This window comes from uncultured Bradyrhizobium sp. (assembly GCF_936943645.1).
GTDB lineage: Bacteria > Pseudomonadota > Alphaproteobacteria > Rhizobiales > Xanthobacteraceae > Bradyrhizobium.
This window is the reverse complement of the sequence record NZ_CAKZJO010000057.1, coordinates 76,461-101,688: the sequence shown is the minus strand read 5'-3', so window position 1 is coordinate 101,688 and position 25,228 is coordinate 76,461. Positions and strand designations below refer to the sequence as shown.

General features: G+C 65.9%; 22 protein-coding genes. 15 read left to right on the top strand and 7 right to left on the bottom strand.

The features are described from left to right. Positions 1-34: 34 nt before the first annotated feature. The 4 genes from Q0743_RS16810 (at position 35) to Q0743_RS16795 (ending at position 4,843) form a co-directional block, all read left to right on the top strand. Positions 35-841, top strand: coding sequence for a CoA transferase subunit A (locus Q0743_RS16810; RefSeq protein ID WP_298242627.1), 807 nt, complete (start codon positions 35-37; stop codon positions 839-841). Continuing rightward, complete coding sequence (locus Q0743_RS16805) at positions 838-1,584, top strand: CoA-transferase (protein ID WP_298242626.1); 747 nt, start codon at positions 838-840, stop codon at positions 1,582-1,584. Before Q0743_RS16810 ends, Q0743_RS16805 begins: the two co-directional genes overlap by 4 nt. A gap of 838 nt (positions 1,585-2,422) precedes the next feature. Next, positions 2,423-3,439, top strand: coding sequence for a transporter (locus Q0743_RS16800; protein WP_298242625.1), 1,017 nt, complete (start codon positions 2,423-2,425; stop codon positions 3,437-3,439). Positions 3,440-3,448: 9 nt separating this feature from the next. Continuing rightward, complete coding sequence (locus Q0743_RS16795) at positions 3,449-4,843, top strand: carbohydrate porin (RefSeq protein WP_367184923.1); 1,395 nt, start codon at positions 3,449-3,451, stop codon at positions 4,841-4,843. On the opposite strand, the gene Q0743_RS16790 is transcribed toward Q0743_RS16795, so the two are convergent. The 3 genes from Q0743_RS16790 to Q0743_RS16780 form a co-directional block, all read right to left on the bottom strand. Beyond that, positions 4,840-6,135: an MFS transporter gene (locus Q0743_RS16790; protein ID WP_298242623.1), complete on the bottom strand. Its 1,296-nt coding sequence runs from the start codon at positions 6,133-6,135 to the stop codon at positions 4,840-4,842. The genes Q0743_RS16795 and Q0743_RS16790 overlap by 4 nt on opposite strands. A 105-nt stretch (positions 6,136-6,240) precedes the next feature. After that, a complete protein-coding gene (locus Q0743_RS16785; RefSeq protein ID WP_298242622.1) occupies positions 6,241-7,443 on the bottom strand; it encodes an acetyl-CoA C-acyltransferase in 1,203 nt (400 codons plus the stop codon). Between the two features lie 325 nt (positions 7,444-7,768). Then, positions 7,769-8,539 (bottom strand): enoyl-CoA hydratase, encoded by a 771-nt coding sequence (locus tag Q0743_RS16780; RefSeq protein ID WP_298242621.1) that lies wholly within the window; start codon positions 8,537-8,539, stop codon positions 7,769-7,771. A 153-nt stretch (positions 8,540-8,692) separates the two neighbouring features. Here Q0743_RS16780 and Q0743_RS16775 point away from each other — a divergent pair, with 153 nt between their 5' ends. After that, a complete protein-coding gene (locus tag Q0743_RS16775) occupies positions 8,693-9,226 on the top strand; it encodes a PaaI family thioesterase (RefSeq protein ID WP_298242620.1) in 534 nt (177 codons plus the stop codon). A gap of 64 nt (positions 9,227-9,290) precedes the next feature. After that, positions 9,291-9,908 (top strand): TetR/AcrR family transcriptional regulator, encoded by a 618-nt coding sequence (locus tag Q0743_RS16770; RefSeq protein ID WP_298242619.1) that lies wholly within the window; start codon positions 9,291-9,293, stop codon positions 9,906-9,908. 140 nt (positions 9,909-10,048) lie between these two features. On the opposite strand, the gene Q0743_RS16765 is transcribed toward Q0743_RS16770, so the two are convergent. Then, the gene (locus tag Q0743_RS16765; protein WP_298242618.1) at positions 10,049-10,957 is read right to left on the bottom strand and encodes a LysR family transcriptional regulator; all 909 of its coding nucleotides are present in this window, start codon (positions 10,955-10,957) and stop codon (positions 10,049-10,051) included. Between the two features lie 102 nt (positions 10,958-11,059). On the opposite strand from Q0743_RS16765, the gene Q0743_RS16760 reads away from it, so the two are divergent. The 8 genes from Q0743_RS16760 to Q0743_RS16725 all read left to right on the top strand — a co-directional run bounded on the left by Q0743_RS16760 (position 11,060) and on the right by Q0743_RS16725 (position 20,672). Continuing rightward, entirely contained in the window at positions 11,060-12,556 is a 1,497-nt protein-coding gene (locus Q0743_RS16760; RefSeq protein ID WP_298242617.1) for a CoA-acylating methylmalonate-semialdehyde dehydrogenase, read from the top strand. Positions 12,557-12,677: 121 nt separating this feature from the next. After that, complete coding sequence (locus tag Q0743_RS16755) at positions 12,678-13,823, top strand: isobutyryl-CoA dehydrogenase (protein ID WP_298242616.1); 1,146 nt, start codon at positions 12,678-12,680, stop codon at positions 13,821-13,823. After that, positions 13,820-14,887, top strand: a complete 1,068-nt coding sequence (locus tag Q0743_RS16750; RefSeq protein WP_298242615.1) for an enoyl-CoA hydratase/isomerase family protein — start codon at positions 13,820-13,822, stop codon at positions 14,885-14,887. The genes Q0743_RS16755 and Q0743_RS16750 overlap by 4 nt, the downstream gene beginning before the upstream one ends. Continuing rightward, positions 14,883-15,800, top strand: coding sequence for a 3-hydroxyisobutyrate dehydrogenase (gene mmsB, locus Q0743_RS16745; protein ID WP_298242748.1), 918 nt, complete (start codon positions 14,883-14,885; stop codon positions 15,798-15,800). Before Q0743_RS16750 ends, mmsB begins: the two co-directional genes overlap by 5 nt. A gap of 127 nt (positions 15,801-15,927) precedes the next feature. Next, complete coding sequence (locus tag Q0743_RS16740; RefSeq protein WP_298242614.1) at positions 15,928-17,646, top strand: AMP-binding protein; 1,719 nt, start codon at positions 15,928-15,930, stop codon at positions 17,644-17,646. After that, entirely contained in the window at positions 17,647-18,126 is a 480-nt protein-coding gene (locus Q0743_RS16735; RefSeq protein ID WP_298242613.1) for a MaoC family dehydratase, read from the top strand. 231 nt (positions 18,127-18,357) lie between these two features. Beyond that, positions 18,358-19,275 (top strand): SDR family NAD(P)-dependent oxidoreductase, encoded by a 918-nt coding sequence (locus Q0743_RS16730; RefSeq protein WP_097661180.1) that lies wholly within the window; start codon positions 18,358-18,360, stop codon positions 19,273-19,275. 164 nt (positions 19,276-19,439) lie between these two features. Next, on the top strand, positions 19,440-20,672 hold the full coding sequence (locus Q0743_RS16725; RefSeq protein ID WP_298242612.1) for a TIGR03862 family flavoprotein: 1,233 nt from the start codon (positions 19,440-19,442) through the stop codon (positions 20,670-20,672). 172 nt (positions 20,673-20,844) lie between these two features. Here Q0743_RS16725 and Q0743_RS16720 read toward each other — a convergent pair whose 3' ends face one another. From Q0743_RS16720 to Q0743_RS16710, 3 genes are all read right to left on the bottom strand, one after another. Next, entirely contained in the window at positions 20,845-21,924 is a 1,080-nt protein-coding gene (locus Q0743_RS16720; protein ID WP_298242611.1) for a D-TA family PLP-dependent enzyme, read from the bottom strand. Between the two features lie 64 nt (positions 21,925-21,988). Continuing rightward, a complete protein-coding gene (locus Q0743_RS16715) occupies positions 21,989-23,800 on the bottom strand; it encodes an ABC-F family ATP-binding cassette domain-containing protein (protein ID WP_298242610.1) in 1,812 nt (603 codons plus the stop codon). A gap of 2 nt (positions 23,801-23,802) precedes the next feature. Then, complete coding sequence (locus Q0743_RS16710; protein ID WP_298242609.1) at positions 23,803-24,294, bottom strand: YaiI/YqxD family protein; 492 nt, start codon at positions 24,292-24,294, stop codon at positions 23,803-23,805. 108 nt (positions 24,295-24,402) lie between these two features. On the opposite strand from Q0743_RS16710, the gene Q0743_RS16705 reads away from it, so the two are divergent. After that, the gene (locus tag Q0743_RS16705) at positions 24,403-25,203 is read left to right on the top strand and encodes a hypothetical protein (protein WP_298242608.1); all 801 of its coding nucleotides are present in this window, start codon (positions 24,403-24,405) and stop codon (positions 25,201-25,203) included. Positions 25,204-25,228: the final 25 nt, after the last annotated feature.

The window sequence follows — 25,228 nt, the reverse complement described above, 5'->3', positions numbered from 1 at the left end:
CGTCGCGGTTGGAAATCGAGGGAGAGGTGGAGAGATGACAGACTTCGTAACGCCGCAGGAGATGGCGGAGAGGATACCTTCGGGGTGCAAGCTCGGCCTTGCGCCGGACGATTACGCCGCCGCTCCAGGGCTGGTTCGGATGCTGATCGATCGCGGTATTCGCGATCTCCATGTGGTCTGTGCGCCGATCGGCGGCATGCAGGTCGATATGCTCATCGGCGCCGGCGCGGTGGCGACGCTGGAGACCAGCGCCGTCAGCCTCGGCGAAGCCGGCGGCGCGCCGTGCTTCAGCCGCGCCGTCCGCGACGGGTCCATTCGCCTTCGCGATGCGACGTGCCCCGCTGTTTTCGCAGGCCTGACGGCTTCGGAGAAGGGCGTTCCGTTCATGCCGATCCGCGGCATCATCGGCAGTGACGTCCTCAAGAAGCGCGACGACTGGAAGGTGACGTCGAACCCGTTCGACGACGCTGAGAAGATCGTCGTGGTCTCGGCGATCCGGCCCGACATCGCCCTGTTTCACGCGCCCGAAGCGGACCGGTTCGGTAACGTCCGGCTCGGCCGCCGGCGCGAGACGATGCTGCTCGCCCATGCGTCGAAGCAGGCCTTCGTGACCGTGGAGCGCATCTCCGAGACGTCGCTGCTCGAGGACGAGAAGATGGCCGCCGGCGTGCTGCCCGCGATCTATGTGGGGGCGGTGGCAGAGCTGAAGAACGGTGCGTGGCCCACCGGGCTCTACGCCGAATATCCCAGGGACGGGCAGGAGGTCGAGAAATACGCGCGCGCGGCGCGCTCGCCGGAAGGCTTCCAGGCTTACATCCGGGATTCCAGGAGCGCGGCATGAGCGAGGCGTGCACCAGCCGCGAGCTGATGATCTACACGATTTCGCGGCTGCTGAGGGGCGTGCGGCATGTTGCGGTCGGCCAGTCGTCGCCGATGCCGGCCGCTGGCGCGATGCTGTTGCGTGCGCTCAACGAGCGTGACGGGCTGGAACGCGTGCAGGTCTCGATCCTCGGCTCGGTCAAGCACAACTCCTTCACCGGCGGTGCGGAGGAATTGTTCGATTGCGCCGCACAGGGGCGCCTCGACGCCTTCTTTCTCGGCGGCGGCCAGATCGACGGGCAGGGCAATGTCAATCTCGTCGGCACCGGCGACTATCCGAACAATCCGGTTCGATGGCCGGGCTCGTTCGGCTCCGCCTATCTGTACTTCCTCGTTCCCAGGGTCATTCTGTTCCGCGAGGAGCACAGCCTGCGATCCCTGGTCGAACGCGTGGACTTCGTGTCTGCGCCGGGCGTCAGCGACGAGACGGTCTATCGGCGTGGCGGCCCGCATGCGCTCCTGACCAATGCGGCGTTGTTCTCCTTCGACAGGGAGGCCGGTCGCTTTCGCCTGGAGAGCACGCATCCCGGATATGGCTGGCGCGACATCCGCGGCACGACCGGCTTCGCCTACGACAACGAGCAATGCGAGATCTCGACGCCGTTGCCGGACGAGGCGACCTTGGCCTTGATGCGGAGCCGCATTCGCGAGGAGCTGCGCGAATGCTATCCGCAGTTCGCGGGCAACATGCCGGGGCCGGGGTAGGGGAAGCGCGGCCGCATCACCCGTTGCGGCGGCTCGTGCGCCTCGGTCTTCGAGACGTGGCAGCGTCGGCTGGTCCAAAAATTCGCTTTACAAGAATTCGGATATACCGTATGTATTGCGCATCCCGCCCGCCGCAAGGGGCGTTTCGCGATCGTCACGAGACGCGGGCCGGGAGGCGGTGGCCGCGACGGCGTCGGCGCGCCGGGTTGGCTGCAGGGCGGGACTCCCGTGAGCAGCGGCACGCGCGATACGACACGGCGCTGACAGCGTCCTCGTTCAGTCCCGGTGGCGAGCGCACGCCAGTCATCGGAGACAGGGGCGGGGATGTGCGCGGCGGCAAAATCGTGTGGTCCTGACGCCCGGGGTCTGTGCGTCAAGTGTTGCGGCGAGGTGCGGCCAACCGGTCAGCACTTCAATGATCCGCAAGGCGACGGGGGCAATAGTGCATCGCTCCCCGGGGAGAGCGCGACATAAGCCGTAAAACCATCCGCGCAGGGAAGGCCGGTTGCCCGGCGTCACCTGTCGTCCACCCCGTGCGCGTCTTTTTTGCACGCGGGACTTCGGGTGCCAGCCGGCATCCGGCCTTCCCTGCGCCCTTTCCTTGGAGACGGCGCAATGAAGAGAGCAAAGCTCGGGCGAAATGAGCCGCGAGAATGCGAAACTGTGTCTCCTCCATGAATCATGTCCTTCAGACGCGCTGGCGCGCCGGACTCGGCACCGAAGGACCAGGACGCCATCATCAAGCTGTAACACTGGCGTAATTGAGTACCCGCGTGGTGCGGAGGATGCCGTCAGCCATCTTTCGAAATTGGGCAGTCGTTGGCGGTTGGGGTTGGGCATGGCGGAGCCGGCAAAGCTTGTCAGCGCGATAGAGGACACCGACCCCGGCGTTCCCGGCCTGGTCTGGGCCTTCCGCCTGCACAGCGACGGCAGCGCCGAGGCGCTGCCGATCGACCGGCCGATCGAGTTCAGCCATGACGGCCGGCTCTGGCTGCATTTCAATCTGACGGACGGTCGGGTGCGCCCGTGGATCGCATCGTCGCAATTGCCGCCGCTTGCGCGCGAGCTGCTGCTGTCGAGCGACACGTTCCAGCAGCTTCACGTCATCGATCACTGCGTCTACGGCGTGTTCTCCGATCTCATCCGCGAGATCGACAGCGCGACGGAAGAGACGGCGTTCCTGCGCTTTGCCATGACCGAGCGTCTTCTGATCAGCGGCCGCCATCAGGCGCTGTGCTCGGCGGACGCGACGCGGCGCGTGCTCGAAGGTGGCTATCGCGTCGACAATGTCGCCCATCTCCTGGAGAAGATCGTCGACGAGGTCGCCGATACGCTGGATCGGATGGCGGACAAGCTCGGCCAGGAGATCGACGGCATCGAGGAGCGGATTCTCGCCGACGACGCCAGGCCGGAGATGCGCCGCAACCTCGGCCGCCTGCGCCGGACCTGCGTCAGATTGCATCGCCAGCTCACGGGATTGCGCGTGCTGTTCCACCGCCTCGACCAGAAGAACACCGATCGTCTCTCACCCACGTTGCGGATCCAGGCTGGCAAGCTGGCGCAGCGGCTCGACGGGCTCGACCACGACATCGTCGAGCTCCGCGAGCGCAGCCGCCTGCTCGAGGAGGAGCTGCGCTTCAAGAACGAGGAGGAGAGCAATCGTCATCTGCACACGCTCTCCATCGTGACCTCGCTGCTGCTGCCGCCGACGCTGATCACCGGCATTTTCGGCATGAACACGAAAGGCCTGCCGCTGACCGACGTCGAGAGCGGATTTCTCTGGGCCACGATGCTGATGGCGTCATCCGTCGGTGCGGCCTATCTGTTCATGCGGCGCACAGGCATCTTCAAATAGCGCGCGCCGATCGTGAGTTGGAGGACCCGAAAATCCCTGGCTGCCATCGCGCTGGCCCACGTCGTGGCAAGCCCCAGCGCATTCGCCGGCGCCAAGGACGAGAGCGCGGCCGAATGGCTGTTTCCAAAATGGTTCAACGCGTGGCATGACGGCCTTGCCGGCAAGGGCCTGAATTTCGGGGTCACTTACATCGCAGACAACATCGGCAACGCCTCGGGCGGCGTTAAGCGCGGTGCGATTCATTTCGGCCGTCTTGATCTGTCGGTCGATGCCGATCTCGACAAGCTGATTGGCTGGACCGGCGGGCGCTTCTACGCCAACGCATTCGTGACCTACGGCCAGGGGCTCTCGCGCAACTATTTGATGAACCTCGCGACCATCAGCGAGATCGAGGCGCTGCCCGATCAGCGGCTCTACAATGCATACTTCGAGCAGAGCTTCTTCAACGACCGCCTCAACATCCGGGCCGGCCAGCAGGCGGCCGACGTCGAATTCTTCGACAGCCAGACCGACGATCTCTTCGTCAACGGCACGTTCGGCTGGCCCGCGATCAAGGCCTCCAACCTTCCGGCCGGCGGCCCGGCGCCGCCGATCGCGGTGCCCGGCCTTCGCATCAAGGCCGCGCTGACGGACACGATCACGGCCTTCGGGGCGGTGTTCAACGGCGATCCGTCGGGGCCGGGCGATGCCGATCCGCAGCTGCGCGACCATCACGGCCTCGCCTTCCGCGTCAACGATCCGCCCTGGGTGATCGGACAGGTTCGCTTCAATTACGACATCGATGTCGGGGGACGTCCGCTCGCCGGCAATTTCACGCCGGGGGCCTGGAAGCATTACGGTGCGTTCGACAGCCAGCGCTTCACCGCGGAAGGGCAGTCGATCGCCGATCCCTCAGGCAGCGGGATCCCGGCGAAGCTCAAAGGCAATTACGGCATCTTCGCCGTGATCGAGCAGGTGCTTTATCGTCCGCCCGAGGTGAAGGAGAACAGCACCTCGGCCTCGCTCCCCGGCATCACCGCGTTCGGCCGCATCGCCTACAGCCCGCCGGACCGCAATCTGATCGACCTCTATCTCGACGGCGGCATCGGCTTCGTCGGCTTCATGCCCGGCCGTCCGCTCGACCGGTTCGGCGTGGCGGCGGCCTACATGCGGATATCGAACACCGCGCGCACGCTCGACGTCGATACGAACGTCTACACCGGCGTGCAGGGGCCGGTGCGCAGCAATGAGACGCTGATCGAGATGATCTACGAGGCGCATGTCAAGCCGGGCTGGCTGGTCGCGCCTTATTTCCAATATGTGTTCCGCCCCTCCGGCGGAATCCTCAATCCGAACGATCCGACCGGTGTTTCGCGAATTGGTGACGCCGCTGTGTTCGGCGTCACCACCACGATCAGGTACTAGGCCATGACCGGTTTCGGCTGCGGTTTCGGTTGCCGCGACAGCGCTAGCACGATCAGCGCGGCGAACACGCAGAGCGCACCGGCAATGAAGAACGCGGGCAGGTAGCTCTGATAGACCGTTCGCGAGAAACCCGCACCGAAGGCGGCGGTGCCGGCGCCGAGTTGATGGCCGGCGAAGATCCAGCCGAACACGAGATTGGCGCGCTCGGGGCCGAACTTCTGCGCGGTGAGACGCACGGTCGGCGGCACGGTCGCGATCCAGTCGAGGCCATAGAACATCGCGAAGATGGAGAGGCCGTAGAACGAGAAATCGCTGAAGGGCAGGAAGATCAGCGAAAGCCCGCGCAGGCCGTAATACCAGAACAGCAGGTAGCGGTTGTCGTAGCGGTCCGACAGCCAGCCCGACATGATGGTCCCGAAGAAGTCGAAGATGCCCATTGCGGCGAGCAGGCTCGCCGCCTGCACCTGCGGGATGCCGAAGTCGAGGCACATCGGGATCAGGTGCACCTGGACGAGGCCGTTGGTGGAGGCGCCGCAGACGAAGAAGGTGGCAAACAGGATCCAGAACGCGGTCGACTTCGAGGCGTCGCGCAGCGTGCCGAGCGCCACTCCCGTGATGGAGCCGTGATTGACGGGCGGAGCGGGCAGGGGTGTGGTGCCCTCGTCGCCGAAAGGACGCAGGCCGACGTCGCTCGGCCGGTCGCGCATCACGAGCAGGACGGCGAGGGCGGAGACGCCGAGCATGATGCAGACGAAGCCGAGCGCGAGCCGCCAGCCATAGCGTTCGGTGAGGCTGGCCAGCAGCGGCAGGAAGACGAGCTGGCCGGTGGCGACGCTCGCGGTCATGATGCCGACCACGAGGCCGCGGCGTGCTGCGAACCAGCGCGTCGCAATCGTCGCGCCCAGCACCAGCGCGGTCATGCCGGTGCCGATGCCGATCACGACACCCCAGAGGGCGACGAGCTGCCAGACCTCGGTCATGCCGAGCGAGAGGACCAGCGCCGAGACCACGATCAGCTGAGCGGTCAGCGTGACGTTGCGCAGGCCGTAGCGGTTGAGCAGGGCAGCCGCGAACGGCGCCATCAGCCCGAACAGGATGAAGCGGATCGACAGCGCGGAGGAGATCTCCGCCGTGCTCCAGCCGAATTCCTTCTGCAGCGGGACGATGAACACGCCGGGCGCGCCGACCGTGCCGGCGCTGATCAGCGCGGCAAGGAAGGTCACGCCGACCATCACCCAGCCGTAATGAACGTTGCGGCGGGACAGTGCTGCCGCGAGCCAGTTCGAGATCATTGGGCCTCAATCTTGTTGGCGAGTCGCGCGCGGACCCGCGTCATGCTTCCTGTTTGGCACAATCGAGGGAAGTCTAAAATGACAGACTTCCCTCAATTTCGGACATCAGCGCGAGTGCGTCAGCCGCTCCACGGCGATCGCCGTGGCTTCGCCGCCGCCAATGCAGAGCGCCGCAACGCCGCGCTTGAGGTTCTGCGCCTCCAGCGCGTGCAGCAGCGTCACGATCAGCCGCGCGCCGGTCGCGCCGATGGGGTGGCCGAGTGCGCAGGCGCCGCCGTTGACGTTCAGCTTCTCCCTGGCGATGCCGAGATCGCGCTGCGCCGCCATCGCCACCACGGCGAAGGCCTCGTTGATCTCGAACAGGTCGACATCGGAGACAGCCCAGCCGACCTTGTCGAGCAGCTTGCGGATCGCCGGGATCGGCGCCGTGGTGAACCATTGCGGCTCCTGGCTATGGGTGGCATGGCCCTTGATCTCGGCCAGCACCGGCAAACCGTTGCGATCGGCAAGCGAGCGCTTCGTCAGCACCAGCGCGGCAGCGCCGTCGGCATTGGCGGAGGAGGCCGCCGGCGTGATCGTGCCATTGACGCGAAACGCCGGCTTGAGGCCTGGGATCTTGGCGGGATCGACCTTCAGCGGATGCTCGTCATTGGCGATCACGCGGGGGCCGGCCTTCTCGGTCAGCGTGATCGGCGCGATCTCGGCCTTGAACGCACCGCCCTCGACCGCCTTGCGTGCCCGGCTGAGCGTCTCCATCGCATAGGCGTCCTGGTCCTTGCGGGTGAACTGATAGGCTTCTGCGGTCGCTTCGCCGAAATCGCCCATCGAGCGGCCGGTCTCGTAGGCGTCCTCGAGGCCGTCCATCATCATGTGGTCGATGATGCGGTCGTGTCCGACGCGGTAGCCGCCGCGCGCCTTGGCGAGCAGATAGGGTGCGTTGCTCATGCTCTCCATGCCGCCGGAGACGACGATCTCGGCGGAGCCCGCGCGGATGATGTCGTGCGCCAGCATGGTCGCCTTCATCCCGGAGCCGCAGACCTTGTTGACGGTGGTCGCGCCCGTGGCATCGGGCAGACCGGCAGCGCGCGCGGCCTGGCGTGCGGGCGCCTGGCCTTGGCCCGCCGGCAACACGCAGCCCATGAAGACCTCGTCCACCTTCTCTGGCGCGAGCTTGGCGCGCTCCAGCGCAGCGCCGATCACGTGCGAGCCGAGCTTATGCGCGGGAAGCGGCGACAATTCGCCCATGAAGCGGCCGAGCGGCGTGCGGGCGGCGGAGACGATGACAACGGGATCGGCGGCTTCGGCCATGACGGAATTCCCTGGCGGCGGTTAAGATTACGATCATCATATGATGCGACGCAAAAAATGCAACCCGCGGGAGAGATGAGAAAATGTCGTGGCTCGGATGAGATTTGGTCGTGCGAGTGGGGGAGTGGCCTCGACGCCGATGCTTCGATGTCAGCTCAGCCTTGCTTCACTCCGCTGTCATTGCCCGCGAAGCGGGCAATCCAGTATTCCAGAGGCGCGCGTTGGCGAACCCGCTCTTTCAACTGGCGCTTCGGCGTACTGGATGCCCCGGTCAAGCCGGGGCATGACACCGCCTTTGTGGGAGCGCCGTCGCGCTCGGCGCAGCCTACCGTTTCCGGTTCACGAACGCGGCCATCAGCCGGGTCGGCTCGTCGGTCAGGAACGATTCGCCGAACACCTTCACGCTCAGATTCACCGACTCCGTCAGCGGCAGCTCCTCCCATTGTCGGAGCAGCGCCTTCTGCGAGCGCAGCGCTTCGGGTCCGCATTCGAGCAATGCCTTCACGACGTGCTCGACCTCGGCATCGAGCCCGCCTTCGGCCGCGACCTTGTCGACCAGGCCCCAGGCGAGCGCGGTCGATGCGTCGATGTTCTCCGCCGTCATCACCAGCCAGCGCGCGCGGGCCCAGCCGATCAGGCGCGGCAACAGGGCGGCGTGGATCACCGAGGGAATGCCGACGCGCACCTCCGGCATGCCGAAATGCGCATCATGCGCGGCGATGCGGAAATCGCAGGCGGCGGCGACTTCAAGCCCGCCGCCGAGGCACCAGCCGGGCATGCGCGCAATGACGGGGGCCGGGAACTGGCGCACGGCTTCGCAGAGATCGCGCAGGCGGCTGATGAAGGCTTCGGCCGATTTCTGGTCGAGCTTGGCCATCTCCTTGATGTCGGCGCCGCCGATCATGCTCTTCTCGCTCTGGCCGCGCAGCACGAGGACGCGGATGCTGCGGTCGGAGGCGAGCTGCTGCAGGCCCTCGCGCACAGCGTCGGTCACCGGCGAGCCGAGAATGTTGAGCGGGCCGGCGTTGCAGATCGCGACATGGACGACGCCGCGTGTGTCGCGCGTCACGCCGCAATGGTGGTTGAGCATTTCCATCGTGGGATCTCGATCGATTTTGGTTGGCGCAGGAGGCGCAGTGGCCGGATCACTTCCGGGCCGAAACCACCGGCTTGTCAAGCGGGCAGGAGGGTGAGTTGCCAGAGCGAAGTCCGCAACATAGTATGATATATATCATATAAAGAGGTGGCCATGACCGACATTGATCAACTCGACCTGTTTTCACCGGCTCAGCGGCGTGAGCGCATGGTGGACTGGCAGGTGCCTGCGCCGGTCGCGCGGGCGGTCATGGGGCTATCAGGCATGGATGCCATGCTGGGGATACGCGATGGCCGGCTGCCGCCGCCGCCCTTCGCCAAATTGATCGGCTTCACCATGGCCGTGGCCGAGCCGGGGCGGATCGTCATGGAACTGGAGCCGCGCGAGGACCTCGAAAACACCATCGGGCTGATTCACGGCGCGACCGCCGCGGCGCTGCTGGATACCGCCATGGGCTGTGCCATTTCGACCCGGCTCGAGGCCGGCCAGAGCTCGGTGACCCTCGACCTGAAAATGACGTTCCTGCGCCCGCTCTCGGTCCGTTCCGGGCTGATCTCGGCCGAAGGTAAGGTGATCAAGCTGGGGCGGCAGACCAGCTACACCGAAGGCTTCGTCCGCGACGGCAAGGGGGCCCTTGCGGTGCATGCAACTGCAACGTTTTCCATGATCGGAAACAACTTAACATGAATTAATGCACCCATTTCGCGATTGGCGTGTTATGAAATGACCATCGACATCCAATGAGAACCGCATGCGCTACTCCCGGGAACACAAGCAGGAAACCCACGACCGCATCGTGAGGAAGGCCTCCGTGCGGTTGCGCGAAAAGGGCGCCCATGGCATCGGCGTCGCCGATCTCATGAAGGAGGCCGGCCTCACCCATGGCGGCTTCTACGCCCATTTCGATTCCCGCGAGGCGCTGGTGATCGAAGCCTTCGGTTACGCCATGGACCGCTCGATGGAGCACTGGCGCAAGATCACCGGCGAAGCCGCGCCGGACAAGCGGCTGACACTGATCGCGGAGGCTTATCTTTCGGCGCTGCACCGCGACAATCCCGGCCATGGCTGCTCGATTCCCGCGCTGGGCGCCGAGATCGCCCGCGAGAGCCCGAAAACCCGCAAGGCGTTTGCCGGCAAGCTCGACGAGATGATCGAGCTGATGGCGGATTACATCCCGAACTTGCCGCGCAAGGCCGCTCGCAAGCAGGCGATCGCGACCCTGGCGGCGATGGCCGGCACCATGCTGCTGGCGCGCATCGCCGGCTCCAGCGAGCTGTCGGACGAAGTGCTGAAGGCGGGCAAGGACAGTGCACTTGACGTCACGAAGCGCGAGCCGAAGGCTGTGGCGGCGAAGAAGGCGAAGACCTAGGCGAGCTGCCGTAGGGTGGGCTAAGGCGCTCTTGCGCCGTGCCCACAATCTCTTTTGACCGTTGGGGTTGCGTGGGTACGCTTCCGCCTTCGCTCTGCGCGCTACGGCGGACAAGTCGCTTAGCCCACCCGTGCCCGGTGCTATCGCCCTGCAAACAACGCCCGCTCGCGCTCCACGATCTCGCTGATGTAATCCGCCACCGCCCTGATCCGCGCGAGGTCCTTGCTGTCGGCGTGCATCAGCATCCAGAACGTCCGCGTGATCGCGATCTCCTCCGGCAGCACGGCCACCAGCTGCGGATAATCGCTCGCCATGAAATGCGGCAGCACCGCGATGCCGAAGCCTGACAGCGTGGCGTTGAGCTGCGCAATCAGGTTGGCGCTGCGGAAGCGCGCGGAGATCCGCGGCGAGACTTGCGGCAGGTAGTCGAGCTCCGGCGTGAACAGCAGCTCCTCGATGTAGCCGACGAAGCGATGCTGCGGCAGGTCCTGCTTTGAGGCGATCCTCGGGAAGCGGTCGAGATAGCCAGGGGCGGCATAGAGCCCGAGGCGGTAGTCGAGCAGCTTGCGGCCGACGATGCGGCCTTCCTTCGGCATGGTCAGGCTGATGGCGATATCGGCCTCGCGCTTGGAGAGGCTGAACAGCCGCGCGGTGGCTACAAGTTGCAGATCGAGATCGGGATACCGGTCCGCGAAGGGTGCCAGCCGCGGCGCCAGGAAGGCGGTGCCGAAGCCGTCGGGGGCGCCGATCCTTACCGTCCCGGTCAGCCGCGCCACCGAGCCGCCGACCTGCTCCTGGTTGGCGACGATGGTCGATTCCATGGCTTCAGCGCTGTCGGCGACGCGCTGACCGGCCTCGGTGAGGAGATAGCCGGTCTTGCGCCGGTCAAACAGCTTGGCCGAAAGGTGCTTCTCCAGCCGGTCGACGCGGCGGATCACGGTGGCATGGTCGACGCCGAGCTGTTTTGCCGCAGCCGAAACCGAGCCGCCCCGCACGATGGCCAGCACGAAGCGAAAGTCGTCCCAATCGATAGCGCCTTGATCCAGCATTTTCGCACATCTATGGTGCATTATCTCAGACTTGAATCCTATAAAATGCAGGTCGATAGGATTTGTCAAAGCGTTCAAGCTCGGCCTCAAGGAGATCATTCCATGCGTTCAGTCGGACATTTCATCGGTGGCAAGGAAGTAAAGGGCACCTCTGGCCGCACCGCCGACGTTTTCGAGCCGATGACCGGTGACGTGCAGGCCAAGGTGGCGCTGGCGTCCAAGGCCGAAGTCCGCGCCGCCGTGGAGAACGCGCGCGCCGCGCAGCCCGAATGGGCCGCAACCAACCCGCAGCGCCGCGCCCGTGTCATGATGAAATTCCTCGAGCTGGTGCAGCGCGATTATGACAAGCTCGCCGAGCTTCTGGCGCGCGAGCACGGCAAGACCGTGCCGGACGCCAAGGGCGACATCCAGCGCGGCCTCGAGGTCGCCGAGTTTGCCTGCGGCATCCCGCATCTGATGAAGGGCGAGTACACCGAGGGCGCGGGCCCCGGCATCGACATCTATTCCATGCGTCAGCCGCTCGGCGTCGTCGCCGGCATCACGCCGTTCAACTTCCCGGCGATGATCCCGATGTGGAAGTTTGCCCCCGCCATCGCCTGCGGCAACGCCTTCATCCTCAAGCCGTCGGAGCGCGATCCCGGTGTGCCGATGCTGCTCGCCGAGCTCATGATGGAAGCGGGCCTGCCGGCCGGCATCCTCAACGTCGTCAACGGCGACAAGGAAGCGGTCGACGCCATCCTCGACGATCCCGACATCAAGGCCGTTGGCTTCGTCGGCTCCACCCCGATCGCGCAGTACATCTATGAGCGCGCGGCGCAGACCGGCAAGCGCTGCCAGTGCTTCGGCGGCGCCAAGAACCATGCCATCATCATGCCCGACGCCGACATGGACCAGGCGGTCGACGCGCTGATCGGCGCCGGCTACGGCTCGGCCGGCGAGCGCTGCATGGCCGTCTCGGTTGCCGTGCCCGTCGGCAAGTCCACCGCCGACCGCCTGATGGAAAAGCTGATCCCGCGCGTCGAGAGCCTCAAGATCGGCACCTCGATCGATCCGTCGGCCGACTACGGTCCGCTGGTCACGCGCGAGGCGGTGGAGAAGGTCAAGAGCTACATCGACATCGGCATCAAGGAAGGCGCGACGCTCGCCGTCGACGGCCGTGGCTTCAAGATGCAGGGCTACGAGAAGGGCTTCTATCTCGGCGGTTCGCTGTTCGACAACGTCACCAAGGACATGCGGATCTACAAGGAAGAGATCTTCGGGCCCGTGCTCTCGGTCGTGCGCGCGCACGACTACAAGGAAGCGCTGGCGCTGCCGTCGGAGCATGACTACGGCAACGGCGTTGCCATCTTCACCCGCGACGGCGACGCCGCGCGCGACTTCGCGGCCAGGGTCAACGTCGGCATGGTCGGCATCAACGTGCCGATCCCGGTGCCGATCGCCTATTACACCTTCGGCGGCTGGAAGAAGTCCGGCTTCGGCGATCTCAACCAGCACGGCCCGGATTCGGTTCGCTTCTACACCAAGACCAAGACGGTAACCTCGCGCTGGCCGTCCGGCGTCAAGGAAGGCGCGGAGTTCTCGATCCCGCTGATGAAGTAGGGCTGTTGCCCAGCCCGTCATTGCGAGCGTAGCGAAGCAATCCAGAATCTTTCCGCAAAGACAGTCTGGATTGCTTCGTCGCTTCGCTCCTCGCAATGACGAGGGAGGTGAGGAGCCCAGCATGCAGTTCGCTCTGAACGAGGATCAGGTCGCGGTGCGCGACATGGCGTTGGCGTTTGCGGCCGAGAAGATCGCGCCGCATGCGTTGCGCTGGGACGAGGAGAAGCATTTCCCCGTCGACGTGATGCGCGAGGCGGCCACGCTCGGCATGGGCGGCATCTACATCCGCGAGGATGTCGGGGGATCCGCGATGACGCGGTTCGACGCTGCGCTGATCTTCGAGGCGCTGGCGACGGGCTGCCCGACCACCTCGGCCTTCATCTCCATCCACAACATGGCGAGCTGGATGATCGATGCCTTTGGCAGCGACACCCAGCGCCACCAATGGCTGCCGAAGCTCTGCAGCATGGAGCTGATCGCGAGCTATTGCCTGACCGAGCCGGGCGCCGGCTCGGATGCCGCGGCGCTGCGCACCCGCGCCGTGCGCGACGGTGATCATTACGTGCTCAACGGGCAGAAGCAGTTCATCTCCGGCGCCGGCGGCACGGATCTGCTGGTCGCGATGGTGCGTACCGGCGGCGACGGCCCCGGCGGCATCTCGACGCTCGTCATCGACGGCAAGACCCCGGGTGTCTCGTTCGGCGCCAACGAACGCAAGATGGGCTGGAACGCGCAGCCGACCCGCGCGGTCATGTTCGAGAATGCCCGCGTGCCCGTGGCCAATCGTCTGAGCGAGGAGGGCGTTGGCTTCAAGATCGCGATGGCCGGCCTCGATGGCGGCCGGCTCAACATCACCGCGTGCTCGCTCGGCGGCGCCCAGACGGCGCTCGACAAGGCGCGTGCCTACATGAAGGAGCGCAAGGCGTTTGGAAAACGCCTCGACGAATTCCAGGCGCTGCAGTTCCGTCTTGCCGATATGGCGATCGAGCTGGAGGCCGCGCGCACCTTCCTGTGGCGCGCAGCGGCGGCGCTGGACCGCAAGGACCCCGATGCCACCATGCTCTGCGCGATGGCCAAGCGCTTCGGCACCGATGTCGGCTTCGAGGTCGCCAACCACGCGTTGCAGCTGCATGGCGGCTACGGCTACCTCAGTGAATACGGCATCGAGAAGATCGTGCGCGATCTGCGTGTGCATCAGATCCTCGAAGGCACCAATGAAATCATGCGGCTCATCGTGGCGCGCAAACTGATCGAGGGCGCACGATGAGCGGAGCGGAAGAGGGCGATCTCGTCGCGCGCGTCGAGGGCGCGGCGGGCATCATCCGGCTCAACCGTCCCAAGGCGATCAACGCCGTGACGCTGGAGATGTTTCGCGACATCGAGAAGGCGCTCGATCGTTTCGAGGCCGACCCCGCCGTCGCGGTGATCGTGCTGGAAGGCTCCGGCGAGCGCGGGCTCTGCGCCGGCGGCGACATCCGTACGCTCTGGGAAAGCTCGAAGGTCAACGGTGACCTCGGCAAGATCCTGTGGCGCGAGGAATACATCCTCAATGCCCGGATCAAGAAATTCCCGAAGCCCTATGTCGCCTTCATGGACGGCATCGTCATGGGTGGCGGCGTCGGTCTGTCCGCCCATGCCAGCCATCGCGTCGTCACGGACCGGACCAGGCTGGCGATGCCCGAAGTCGGGCTCGGCTTCTTCCCCGATGTCGGCGGCACATATCTGCTGTCGCATTCGCCGGGCGAGATCGGCACCTATTTCGGGCTCACCGGCCAGACCATGAACGGACCGGACGCGATCCATGCGAAGTTCGCCGACTGGGTTGTGCCAGCGGTGAAGTTGCCGGAGCTGCGTGAGGCGCTGACCACGTTGCGCTCGGGCGCGAGCGCCGCCGATGTCAGCAAGCTCATCAGCGGCTTTGCGACCGGCGAGACGGCGGGGCCGGTGGCTGCGAAGGAGCCTGTTATCGACGCGCTGTTCGGCTTCGACCGCATGGAGGACATTGTCGCGGCGCTGAAGCGTGACGGCTCGGAGTTCGCGCTGGCGACGCTGAAGACACTCAACGAAAAATCGCCGCGCGGCATGGTGGTGACGCTGAAGCTGCTGCGGCTCGCGCGCGCTTCATCGAGCCTCGAGGAATGCCTGGTGCGCGAATATCGCGCCGCGCTGGAGGTGTTCCGCAGCGACGACTTCCGCGAGGGCGTGCGCGCCGCCGTGATCGACAAGGACCGCAACCCGACCTGGTCGCCGCCGCGCATTGAAGATGTGGCGCCGGAAATGCTTGCGCCGTATCTCGCCGAGATCGGCGCCGACGAGCTGAAGTTCAATTAGCAACGCGACAGCGGAGGAAACGACAATGGCCACGATCGCATTCATTGGTCTGGGCAACATGGGCGGCCCGATGGCGGCCAACCTCGTCAAGGCCGGCCACAAGGTGGTGGCCTTCGACCTCGTCGAAGCCTCGCGCAATCAGGCCAAGGCGGATGGCGCCGGCATCGCCGACAGCGCTGCGGCCGCGGTGAATGGCGCCGATGTCGTCGTCACCATGCTGCCTGCGGGCAAGCACGTGCTCGGGGTCTGGAACGAGGTCGTGCCCGCCATGACCAAGGGCAAACTGATCATCGATAGCTCCACCATCGACGTCGAGAGCGCGAGGGCCGCGCACGCGCTCGCCGCCAAGAGCGGCGTACTCTCGGTCGATGCGCCGGTCTCCGGCGGCACCGGCGGCGCCAAGGGCGCGACGCTCACCTTCATGTGCGGCGGCGACGACAAGGCGTTTGCCGCGGCCAAGCCGGTGCTGGAGAACATGGGCAAGAAGATCGTCCATTGCGGCGGCGGCGGCGCGGGCCAGGCGGCCAAGATCTGCAACAACATGATCCTCGGCATTTCCATGATCGCGGTCAGTGAAGCGTTTGCGCTCGGCGAGAAGCTCGGCCTCTCGCACCAGGCGCTGTTCGACGTCGCCTCGACTTCGTCGGGCCAGTGCTGGTCGCTCACGACCTATTGCCCGGTGCCGGGCCCCGTGCCGACTTCGCCGGCGAACAACGACTACAAGCCGGGCTTCGCCTCGGCGCTGATGGTGAAGGATCTGACGCTGGCACAGGACGCCGCGAAGGCCGCGGGCGCGGCGACGCCGCTCGGCAAGCATGCGCAGGAGATCTATCAGTCTTTCGACGCATCAGGTCAGGGTGGGGTGGATTTTTCCGGAATTATCAAGCACGTTAGAGGACTGGCCGGAAAATAGCCTTCGCTTGGTGCCCGGATGAAGCGAAGCGCAATCCGGGACAGCTCTTTCAATTGGCGCGACCGGCCCCGGATTGCGCTTCGCTCCATCCGGGCTACGCTCGAACGTCAATCGACGGGCCCGGATCATGACGACATTTCAGGAAGCGCGCGCGTTCCTTCTGCAACACCGGACGGATTACGAAGCGGCGGTCAATGGTTTCCGCTGGCCGGATCCGGTTCCCTTCAACTGGGCGCTCGACTGGTTCGACGCCGAGCTGGCCACCAATGCGGAATCAAGGGACCGGCCTGCGCTCTGGATCGTGGACGCCGCGCAGGATCGTCAGACCAAGCTGTCATTCGCGGCGCTCTCGAAGCGCTCCACCCAGGTCGCGAATTTCCTTCGCGCGCAGGGCTTGAGGCGCGGCGATCATCTCCTGTTGCTGCTCGGCAATGTGGTTCCGCTGTGGGAGACGATGCTGGCTGCGATGAAGCTCGGCGTCGTCGTGATTCCCGCAACTACGCTGCTGACCGCAGAGGAGCTGCGCGACCGGCTCGATCGCGGCAAGGCCAAGGCGGTCGTTGCGGCACAGGATCAGGTCGCGAAATTCGCAAGTCTCGGCGCGGAGAACGTCGTTCGCATCGTGGTCGGCAACGCCTCTGACGGATGGCTGTCATACGATGATGCGGCAAAGGCTTCCGAGAGTTTCAGCGCGGACGGCCCGACCAATGCCGACGACCCGATGCTGCTCTACTTCACCTCGGGCACCACGGCGAAACCGAAGCTGGTGCGGCACAGCCAGCGCAGCTATCCGGTCGGGCATCTGTCGACCATGTACTGGATCGGGCTGAAGCCCGGCGATGTCCATCTCAACATCTCATCGCCCGGATGGGCCAAGCATGCCTGGAGCTGCTTCTTCGCGCCGTGGAACGCGGGCGCGACGGTCTTCGTCGTCAATCAGCCGCGCTTCGATGCGAAGGCGCTGCTTGCCACCATCGGCCGTTGCGGGGTCACCACGCTATGCGCGCCGCCGACGGTGTGGCGGCTGTTCATCCAGGAGAACCTTGCTTCGTTCAAGGTGGCGTTGCGCGAGGTCTGCGGCGCCGGCGAGCCGCTCAATCCTGAGGTGATCGACCAGGTGCGTGCGGCATGGGGCCTCACCATCCGCGACGGCTATGGACAGACCGAGACGACAGCGCTCGCCGGCAACTCGCCGGGCCAGTCCATCAAGATCGGCTCGATGGGCCGGCCGCTGCCGGGCTATCGCGTGCAGATCAGCGATGCCGACGGCAACAAGGCAAAGGAGGGCGAGGTGACGCTGGTGCTCGGCACCGACCGCCCCGCCGGCCTGATGCAGGGCTATCAGGGCGACGACGGCAAGCTCTCGGGCGCCGAAGGCGCGCTCTATCGCAGCGGCGACGTCGTGTTCGAGGACGAGGACGGCTATCTGACCTTCGTCGGCCGCTCCGACGACGTGTTCAAATCCTCCGATTACCGCATCAGCCCGTTCGAGCTGGAGAGCGTGCTGCTCGAGCACGAACTCGTCGCCGAAGCCGCAGTGGTGCCGAGCCCCGATCCGATCCGGCTCGCGATCCCCAAGGCCTTCGTGCTGCTGACGTCGGGCGCCGCGCGCTCGCCGGAGACGGCGCTCTCGATCTTCCAGCACCTGCACACGCGCCTTGCGCCGTTCAAGCGCATCCGCCGCCTCGAAATCGTCACCGAGCTGCCGAAGACGATCTCTGGCAAAATCCGCCGCGTGCAGCTACGACGGCTCGAACGCGACGACGATCGCAACGATCCGCTGCGCGGCCGGGAATTCCGCGAGGAGGATTTTCCGGAACTGCCGAAAACACGGAGTGAGACCTAAGTGAACCAAATCTGGAAGTCGGCGCCGATCACGCTTGAGGCCTATCAGGCCCTGGTCGGCAAGGAGATCGGCGTGTCACCCTGGCACCTGATCGACCAGCCCCGCATCGATACCTATGCCGACGTGACCGAGGATCATCAATTCATCCATGTCGATCCCGAGCGCGCGAAGAAGGAGACCGCCTTCGGTACCACCATCGCGCACGGCTTCCTGACGATGTCGATGCTGTCGGTGATGTCCTATGAGGTGATGCCGGCGATCGCGGGCACCACGATGGGCGTCAATTACGGATTCGACAAGCTGCGCTTCATCTCCCCGGTGCGCTCGGGCAAGCGCATCCGCGGCCGTTTCGTGCTGGCCGAAGCCAAGCTGCGCAAGCCGAACGAGTTGCAGTCCCGCACCAACGTGACGGTGGAGATCGAGGGCGAAGACAAGCCCGCGCTGGTCGCGGAGTGGCTGGGCCTGATCTATTTCGCTTAAGGCCGGGCCGTCATGGCCGGGCTTGACCCGGCCATCCATCGCTGCTCAAAAGCTGTCCAAATCGCGCTCGGTGCACCCTCTCCCCTTGCGGGAGAGGGTGGCTTCGCGGGATGCGAAGCCGGGTGAGGGGTCTCTCTCCGCGAGCTCGGCTGCCGAGAGATACCCCTCATCCGGCGCGCGTTGCGCGCCACCTTCTCCCGCAAGGGGAGAAGGAAGAAAGGAAACGCACTCATGGCAATCAGGTTCGACGGACGCGTCGCCATCGTCACCGGCGCAGGCAATGGTCTCGGCAAGGCGCATGCGCTGGGGCTGGCCAGCCGCGGCGCCAAGGTCGTGGTCAACGATTTCGGCGGCGCGCGCGACGGCACCGGCGGCTCGCTGTCGCCGGCGGAAGCCGTGGTCGAGGAGATCCGCAAAGCCGGCGGCACCGCGATGGCCGATGGCGCCGATGTCTCGAATTTCGAGCAGGTCACCGCCATGGTCGAGCGCGCCACCAAGGAATGGGGCAGTGTCGACCTGATGTGCGCCAATGCCGGCATCCTGCGCGACAAGTCGTTCGGCAAGATGGAAGCCGCCGACTTCCAGAAGGTGCTCGATGTGCACCTCGTCGGCACCTTCTATTGCTGTAAGGCGGCCTGGGCTGGCATGCGCGACCGCAACTACGGCCGCATCGTGCTGACGACGTCGTCCTCCGGCCTCTATGGTAATTTCGGCCAGGCCAATTACGGCGCGGCGAAATCCGGCATGGTCGGCCTGATGAACGTGCTGGCGGAGGAAGGTCGCAAGACCAACATCCGCGTCAACATCATCTCGCCGACGGCGGCGACCCGCATGACCGAGGAGCTGCTGCCGCCGCAGGCGCTGCAGCTGATGAAGCCGAACGCAATCACGCCCGCGGTCGAGTACATGCTCAGCGAGGACGCGCCGACCCGCACGATTATGGGTGCCGGCGCCGGCTCCTTCGCGGTGATCAAGATCCTGGAGAGCGAAGGCATCAACCTGCCGGAATCCGAATGGACCCCGGACGCCGTCGCCGCGCACTTCGCCGAGATCAGCGACATGTCGAAGGCAAAGGCGCTGACGGGCGCGTTCGAGCAGACGCAGAAATACGTCGCGCAGGCCGCGGCGCGGGCGGGGATCAAGCTCTGAGTTATCATTCCGGGGTGCGTGTCGCGCGAGCCCGGAACCACACTCTCCGTCATGGCCGGGCCATCCACGTTCTTGGGACCGCCCGCGTGGCTCTCGTGGATGCCCGGGACAAGCCCGGGCATGACGACCTACTCCGCAGCGCCTGCCTGCCCTAAACTCCCGCCATGATCCCAACCGAATCCCACATCGCAATCATCGGAGCCGGTCCCGCCGGGCTGATGGCGGCGGAGGTGCTGGCGCGGGGCGGTGCCGGCGTCACCGTGTACGACGCCATGCCGTCCGCGGGGCGCAAATTCCTGATGGCGGGCCGCGGCGGGCTCAATCTCACGCATAGCGAGCCGCTGCCGCAGTTCATGGCGCGGTACCGCGAGGCCGCCCCGAAGCTGCAAGCCGCAATCGACGCCTTCTCGCCGGAGGCGCTGCGTGCCTGGAGCGAGGCGCTGGGCGAGCCGACCTTCGTCGGCACCAGCGGCCGCGTGTTTCCGAAGGCGTTCAAGGCCTCGCCTTTGCTGCGCGCCTGGCTGCGGCGGCTCGATGCCGGCGGCGTGCGGTTCGCATTCCGCCATCGCTGGACGGGTTGGGACGGCGAGGGGCGGCTGCAGTTTCGAACGCCCGGTGGGGAGGAGGCCGTGATGGCTGATGCGACCGTGCTGGCGCTTGGCGGAGCCAGCTGGCCGCGGCTCGGCTCGGACGGCGGCTGGGTCGAACTCCTTGCGGCCAAAGGCATCACCATCTCAAAGCTCCGGCCGGCCAATTCCGGCTTCACGGTCGCATGGTCGAATGTGTTCCGCGATCGCTTCGAAGGCCAGCCGCTCAAGGGCGTGGCGTTGACGGTCGGTGCGCACACGGTGCGCGGCGAAGCGATGATCACGCGCGGCGGTATCGAGGGCGGGGCGATCTACGCGTTGTCGGCCGAGCTGCGCGAGGCGGTGCTGGGTCTTGGGCAGGCGACGCTGATGATCGCGTTGCGGCCGGATCTCGATACGGCAGCGCTAACCATGCGGCTGTCTGGGACGCGTGGCAAGCAATCGCTCGCGAACTTCCTGCGTAAGGCCGCGCAAGTGTCGCCGGTCGGCATCGGTTTGATGCAGGAAGCGGCCATTGCCTCCGGCCGGACGTTGGCAATGTTCTCGCCGGCCGAGCTTGCGCATTTGGTGAACGCGATTCCGGTTCAGCTCAGCGGCATCGCCCCGATAGAGCGCGCGATCTCGACCGCGGGCGGGATTGCCTTCGATGAACTCTACGAAAGCTTCATGCTGCGCAAGCTGCCCGGCGTGTTCGCCGCCGGCGAGATGCTGGATTGGGAAGCGCCCACGGGCGGCTATTTGTTGCAGGCGTCGTTTGCGACGGGAGCTGCGACGGGCAGGGGTGTGCTCGGTTGGCTGAAACGCTTATAGAACGCCGCCGCCCTTCGAGGCCTCCGCTGCGCTCCGGCACCTCAGGGTGACGGCTACGCGAGAGCGTGGTCTCACGCAGAGCATAGCTTGAGAGAGCGTCATCCTGAGATGCGAGGTTTCCGGCGCGGACGCACCGGAAGCCGAGCCTCGAAGGATGCGCGGGCGCGAACAGCTACCGCAGCTTGCCCCGCGCCGCCACCGGCAGCGTGCCGATGATCTCCTCGCCGCGGACCATCACGACCTCGTCCATCATGTTGACGACGACGCAGACGTGGTTCGGCACGATGCGGACGACGTCGCCGACGTTGGGGCGGGTGTTGCTGCGGGAGAGGTCGAGGAAGCCGTGCTCCTCGGCGAATTTTGCGATCTTGGCTTCCGGGTGCTCGAGGATCAGGCCGTGGCCGTCGAGGCCGCCGGTGTCCGTGGTCAACGTCTTCGAGCCGGCATCGAGAATGCCGCGCTCGGGCGCGGCGCGGCTCACCACCGTCGAATAGATGTGCAGCGCGCAATCGTCCCAGGTGGCGGAGCCGGCGGCGACCTGCATGCGGTCGTTGTAGATGTAGGTGCCGAAGCGGTGCTCGGTGCCGCCCTTGAGCTTGCCGATGTTCTTGAGGTTCGGTGTGCCGCCGGTCGAGACGATCTTTGCGTCCAGGCCGTGCGCGCGCACGCCGGCCAGAGCTTCGTCGTAGAACTTCTGCGCATCGGCCCAGCCGGTCTCGGTCGGATACAGCATGAAGCCGGCAAACGTGAGCCCCTTGGATGCGGCGATCTCGCGCGCCAGTGCGATCGCTTCCGCCGGCGTCTCGACACCTGCGCGCTTGCGGCCCGTATCGCACTCGACGACGACCGAGAGCGTGCGGCCTGACGCTGCGGCGGCCTTGGGCAGGCCCGCGACGACGGTCGAATTGTCCGCGGCGACCGTCATGTTGGTCTTGGCATTCAGCGCGCCGAGACGCGCCATCTTCTCTTCGCCGAGGAGATTGTAGCTGATGAGGATGTCGTCGATGCCGGCATTGGCCATGATCTCGGCCTCGCCGATCTTCTGGCAGGTGATGCCCTTGGCGCCCGCCGCGACCTGCATCTTCGCAATCGTCGGGTTCTTGTGCGTCTTGATGTGGGGGCGATTGGCGATTCCGGCCTCGTCGCAGGCCTTCTGGATCCGTGCGATGTTACGCTCGACCCTGTCCATGTCGATGACGGCGCAGGGCGTGCCGTATTCACGGGCGATCTTGGCGGCGAGGGGATTGGTCATTGAAGTCTCTTGGTTGGCGCGCATTCTGATCGCAAAACCGGTACCCACTTTTGCGGAATGCGCGCTAGGCCTGTTCAATCTCTTCTCTGAGCATTTCAAGTTCGAGCCAGCGCTCTTCGGCCGCGGACAGTTCGTCATGCGCCTTGGCGATGGCAGCCGAGGTATCGTCAAACTTCTTGCGATCCTTGGCGTAGAGGTGGGGATCGTCGAGCACGCGCTGCAGTCTGGCGATGTCGGCCTGCAACGTCTCCATCTTCTTCGGCAGCGTCTCCAGCGCGTGCTTCTCGTTGAAGCTCAGCTTGCGCTTCGGCGCGGACGAGGGAGCCGCAGCGCGCTCCTCCTTCTTCTCGGCAGGGGCTTGCGCCTTCGCTGTCTCGCGCTTGAGGTCCGCGCCGCGTTGGGTCAGCATGTCGCTGTAGCCGCCGGCATACTCGATCCACTTGCCGTTGCCTTCAGGCGCGATTACCGAAGTGACGACGCGGTCGAGGAAATCGCGGTCGTGGCTGATCAGGATGACGGTACCCTCGTAGTCGCCGAGCATCTCCTCGAGCACGTCGAGGGTTTCGAGATCGAGATCGTTGGTCGGCTCGTCCAGCACCAGCAGGTTGGACGGCTTTGCCAGCGCGCGCGCCAGCATGAGGCGGCCGCGCTCGCCGCCCGACAGTACCTCCACCGGGGTGCCGCGCTGCTCCTGGGCGAACAGAAAATCCTTCATGTAGCCGACGACGTGCTTCGGCTTGCCGCCGACCATGATCTGATCGCCGCGGCCGCCGGTCAGGGCCTCGGCCAGCGTCGATTTGGGGTCGAGGCTTTCCCGGTGCTGGTCGAGCGTGGCTGTCTCCAGATTGGCCCCTAACCGTATGGTGCCGGAGTCAGGCTGCATGCCGCCGGTGAGCAGATTGACCAGCGTGGTCTTGCCGGCGCCGTTCGGGCCGATGATGCCGAGGCGGTCGCCGCGCTGGATGCGGGTCGAGAAATTCTCGACGATCTTGCGCTCGCCATAAGCCTTGGTGATCCCTTTGGCCTCGATCACCAGCTTGCCGGATTGGTCCGCCTCAGCCGCCGCGAGGCTGGCGGTGCCGGCGGTGCCGCGATAGTTGCGGCGCTGGTCGCGCAGCGCATGCAGATTGGCGAGGCGCTTGACGTTGCGCTTGCGGCGCCCGGAAACGCCATGGCGCAGCCAATGCTCTTCGTCGACTATCTTGCGGTCGAGCTTGTGCTGGTCGCGCTCTTCCTCGGCCAGCACCTCGTCGCGCCAGCTCTCGAACGAGGCAAAGCCGCGGTCGATCTGCTTGATCTTGCCGCGGTCGAGCCATGCCGTGGAGCGCGAGAGATTGGTCAGGAACCGGCGGTCATGGCTGATGATCACCAGCGCGCTCCGCCTGGAGTCGAGCTCCTGTTCCAGCCATTCGATGGTGGCGAGATCGAGATGGTTGGTCGGCTCGTCCAGCAGCAGGATGTCGGGCGAGGGCGCGAGCACATAGGCCAGCGCCGCGCGGCGCGCTTCGCCGCCGGAGAGATTGTGCGGGTTCTCGTCGCCGGTAAGGCCGAGCTGCTCCAGCAGATAGCGCGCTTGGTGCTGGTCGTCGCCGGGCGCGAGCCCCGACTCGACGTAGGCGAGCGTGGTCTTGTGGTCGCCGAAGTCGGGCTCCTGCGGCAGATAGCGCACGGTCGCGCCCGGCTGCACGAAGCGCGTCCCGCTGTCGGGCTCGACCAGGCCGGCCGCAATTCTGAGCAGCGTCGACTTGCCGGAGCCGTTGCGGCCGATCAGGCAGACGCGCTCGCCCGGCGCGACGTTGAGCTCGACACCCGACAGCAGCGGCGTGCCGCCGAAGGTCAGCTTGATGTCCTTGAGTTGGATCAGCGGGGGCGCCATCGTCAGCCTTGTTGTGTTGCGGCCTGATCGGCGCGGCGGCGCTGGATCCGGCGCAGCGTCTGGTCGAGCGCCGAGAGGAAAGCGGAGCGATCGCGCGGCGAGAACCCGCGTGGACCGCCGGTGACCTCGCCGGCCGAGCGCAGATCGGTCATCAGGTTGCGCACCGCCAGTGTCATGCCGATCGACTCCTCGGTGAACGGCTTGCCGTTCGGTGCGATCACGTCGGCGCCGGCCTTGACGCAGCGGCTCGCCAGCGGAATGTCCGAGGTCACGACGACGTCGCCGGGCCTGGCGCGTTCGGCGATCCAATCATCGGCCGCGTCCATGCCGGGGCCAGCGGCGATGCGCTCGATCAAGGGATCGTGGGGCACACGGATGAAATTGCCGGCGACGACGCTGACGGGCACGCCATGTCGGAGCGCCACGCGGTAAATCTCGTCCTTCACCGGACAGGCGTCGGCATCGACATAGATGCGGGTGGGGGTGTCGGTCATTCCGCCGCGTGGTACCCCATTCGGGCCGCAAAGGCGAGGGGATTGACCGCTGTTCCCGGGGCCCTACGATCGGCCTGGAAACAACAAGAACATAGGGAAGATGACCCCATGCCGAACCGGCTCGAAACCTGGCGCGTCGAGGCCTACAACACCGCCAAGCAGTCCGAAAACAAGATGCACGACGACAATGTGGCGCGCCGCTTCGGCTTTTCCGGCGGGCTGGTGCCGGGGGTGGACGTCTTCGCCTACATGATGCACGTGCCTATCGCGCGCTGGGGCCGCGATTTCCTAAATCGCGGGCTGGTCGAGGCGCGCTTCATCAAGCCGGTCTATGACGGCGAGACCGCCGACGTCGACGCGACCGAGCACCGTGAGCTGCTGACGATCGAAGTCTTCAGCCGCACCGAGCTCTGCGCGACGGGAACGGCCTCGTTGCCGGCGGCCGCACCGGCGGCGTCGCTTGGCGACTATGTCGCGGTCCCTGCTGTGGCCGAGCGCAAGCCGGTCAGTCCTGCAACCTTCGAGATAGGCAAATGGCTGGGCACCGCGCCGCGCCGATGGGCCGGGCAGGATGCGGCGGACTATCTCACCGATATCAGGGAGACCGAGCCGATCTTCGCGCGCGAGGGGCTCGGCCATCCCGGCCTGATCCAGCGCGTCATGAACCGCGTGCTGGTGGACAACACGATCCTGGGCCCGTGGATCCACGTCGGCAGCCGCATGCAATTGCTGTCCGCCGCGCGCGCCGGCGACGAGATCACCGCGCGAGCCAAGGTCACCGCGAACTACGAGAAGAAGGGCCACCGCTTCGTCGAGCTCGACGCGCTCGTCGTCGCCAACGGCACGACGCCGATCGCGCACTGCCAGCACACCGCGATCTACCAGCCGCGCGAGCAGGCGGCGGCGTAGCCACTTCACCTCGCCCCGCTGCGCT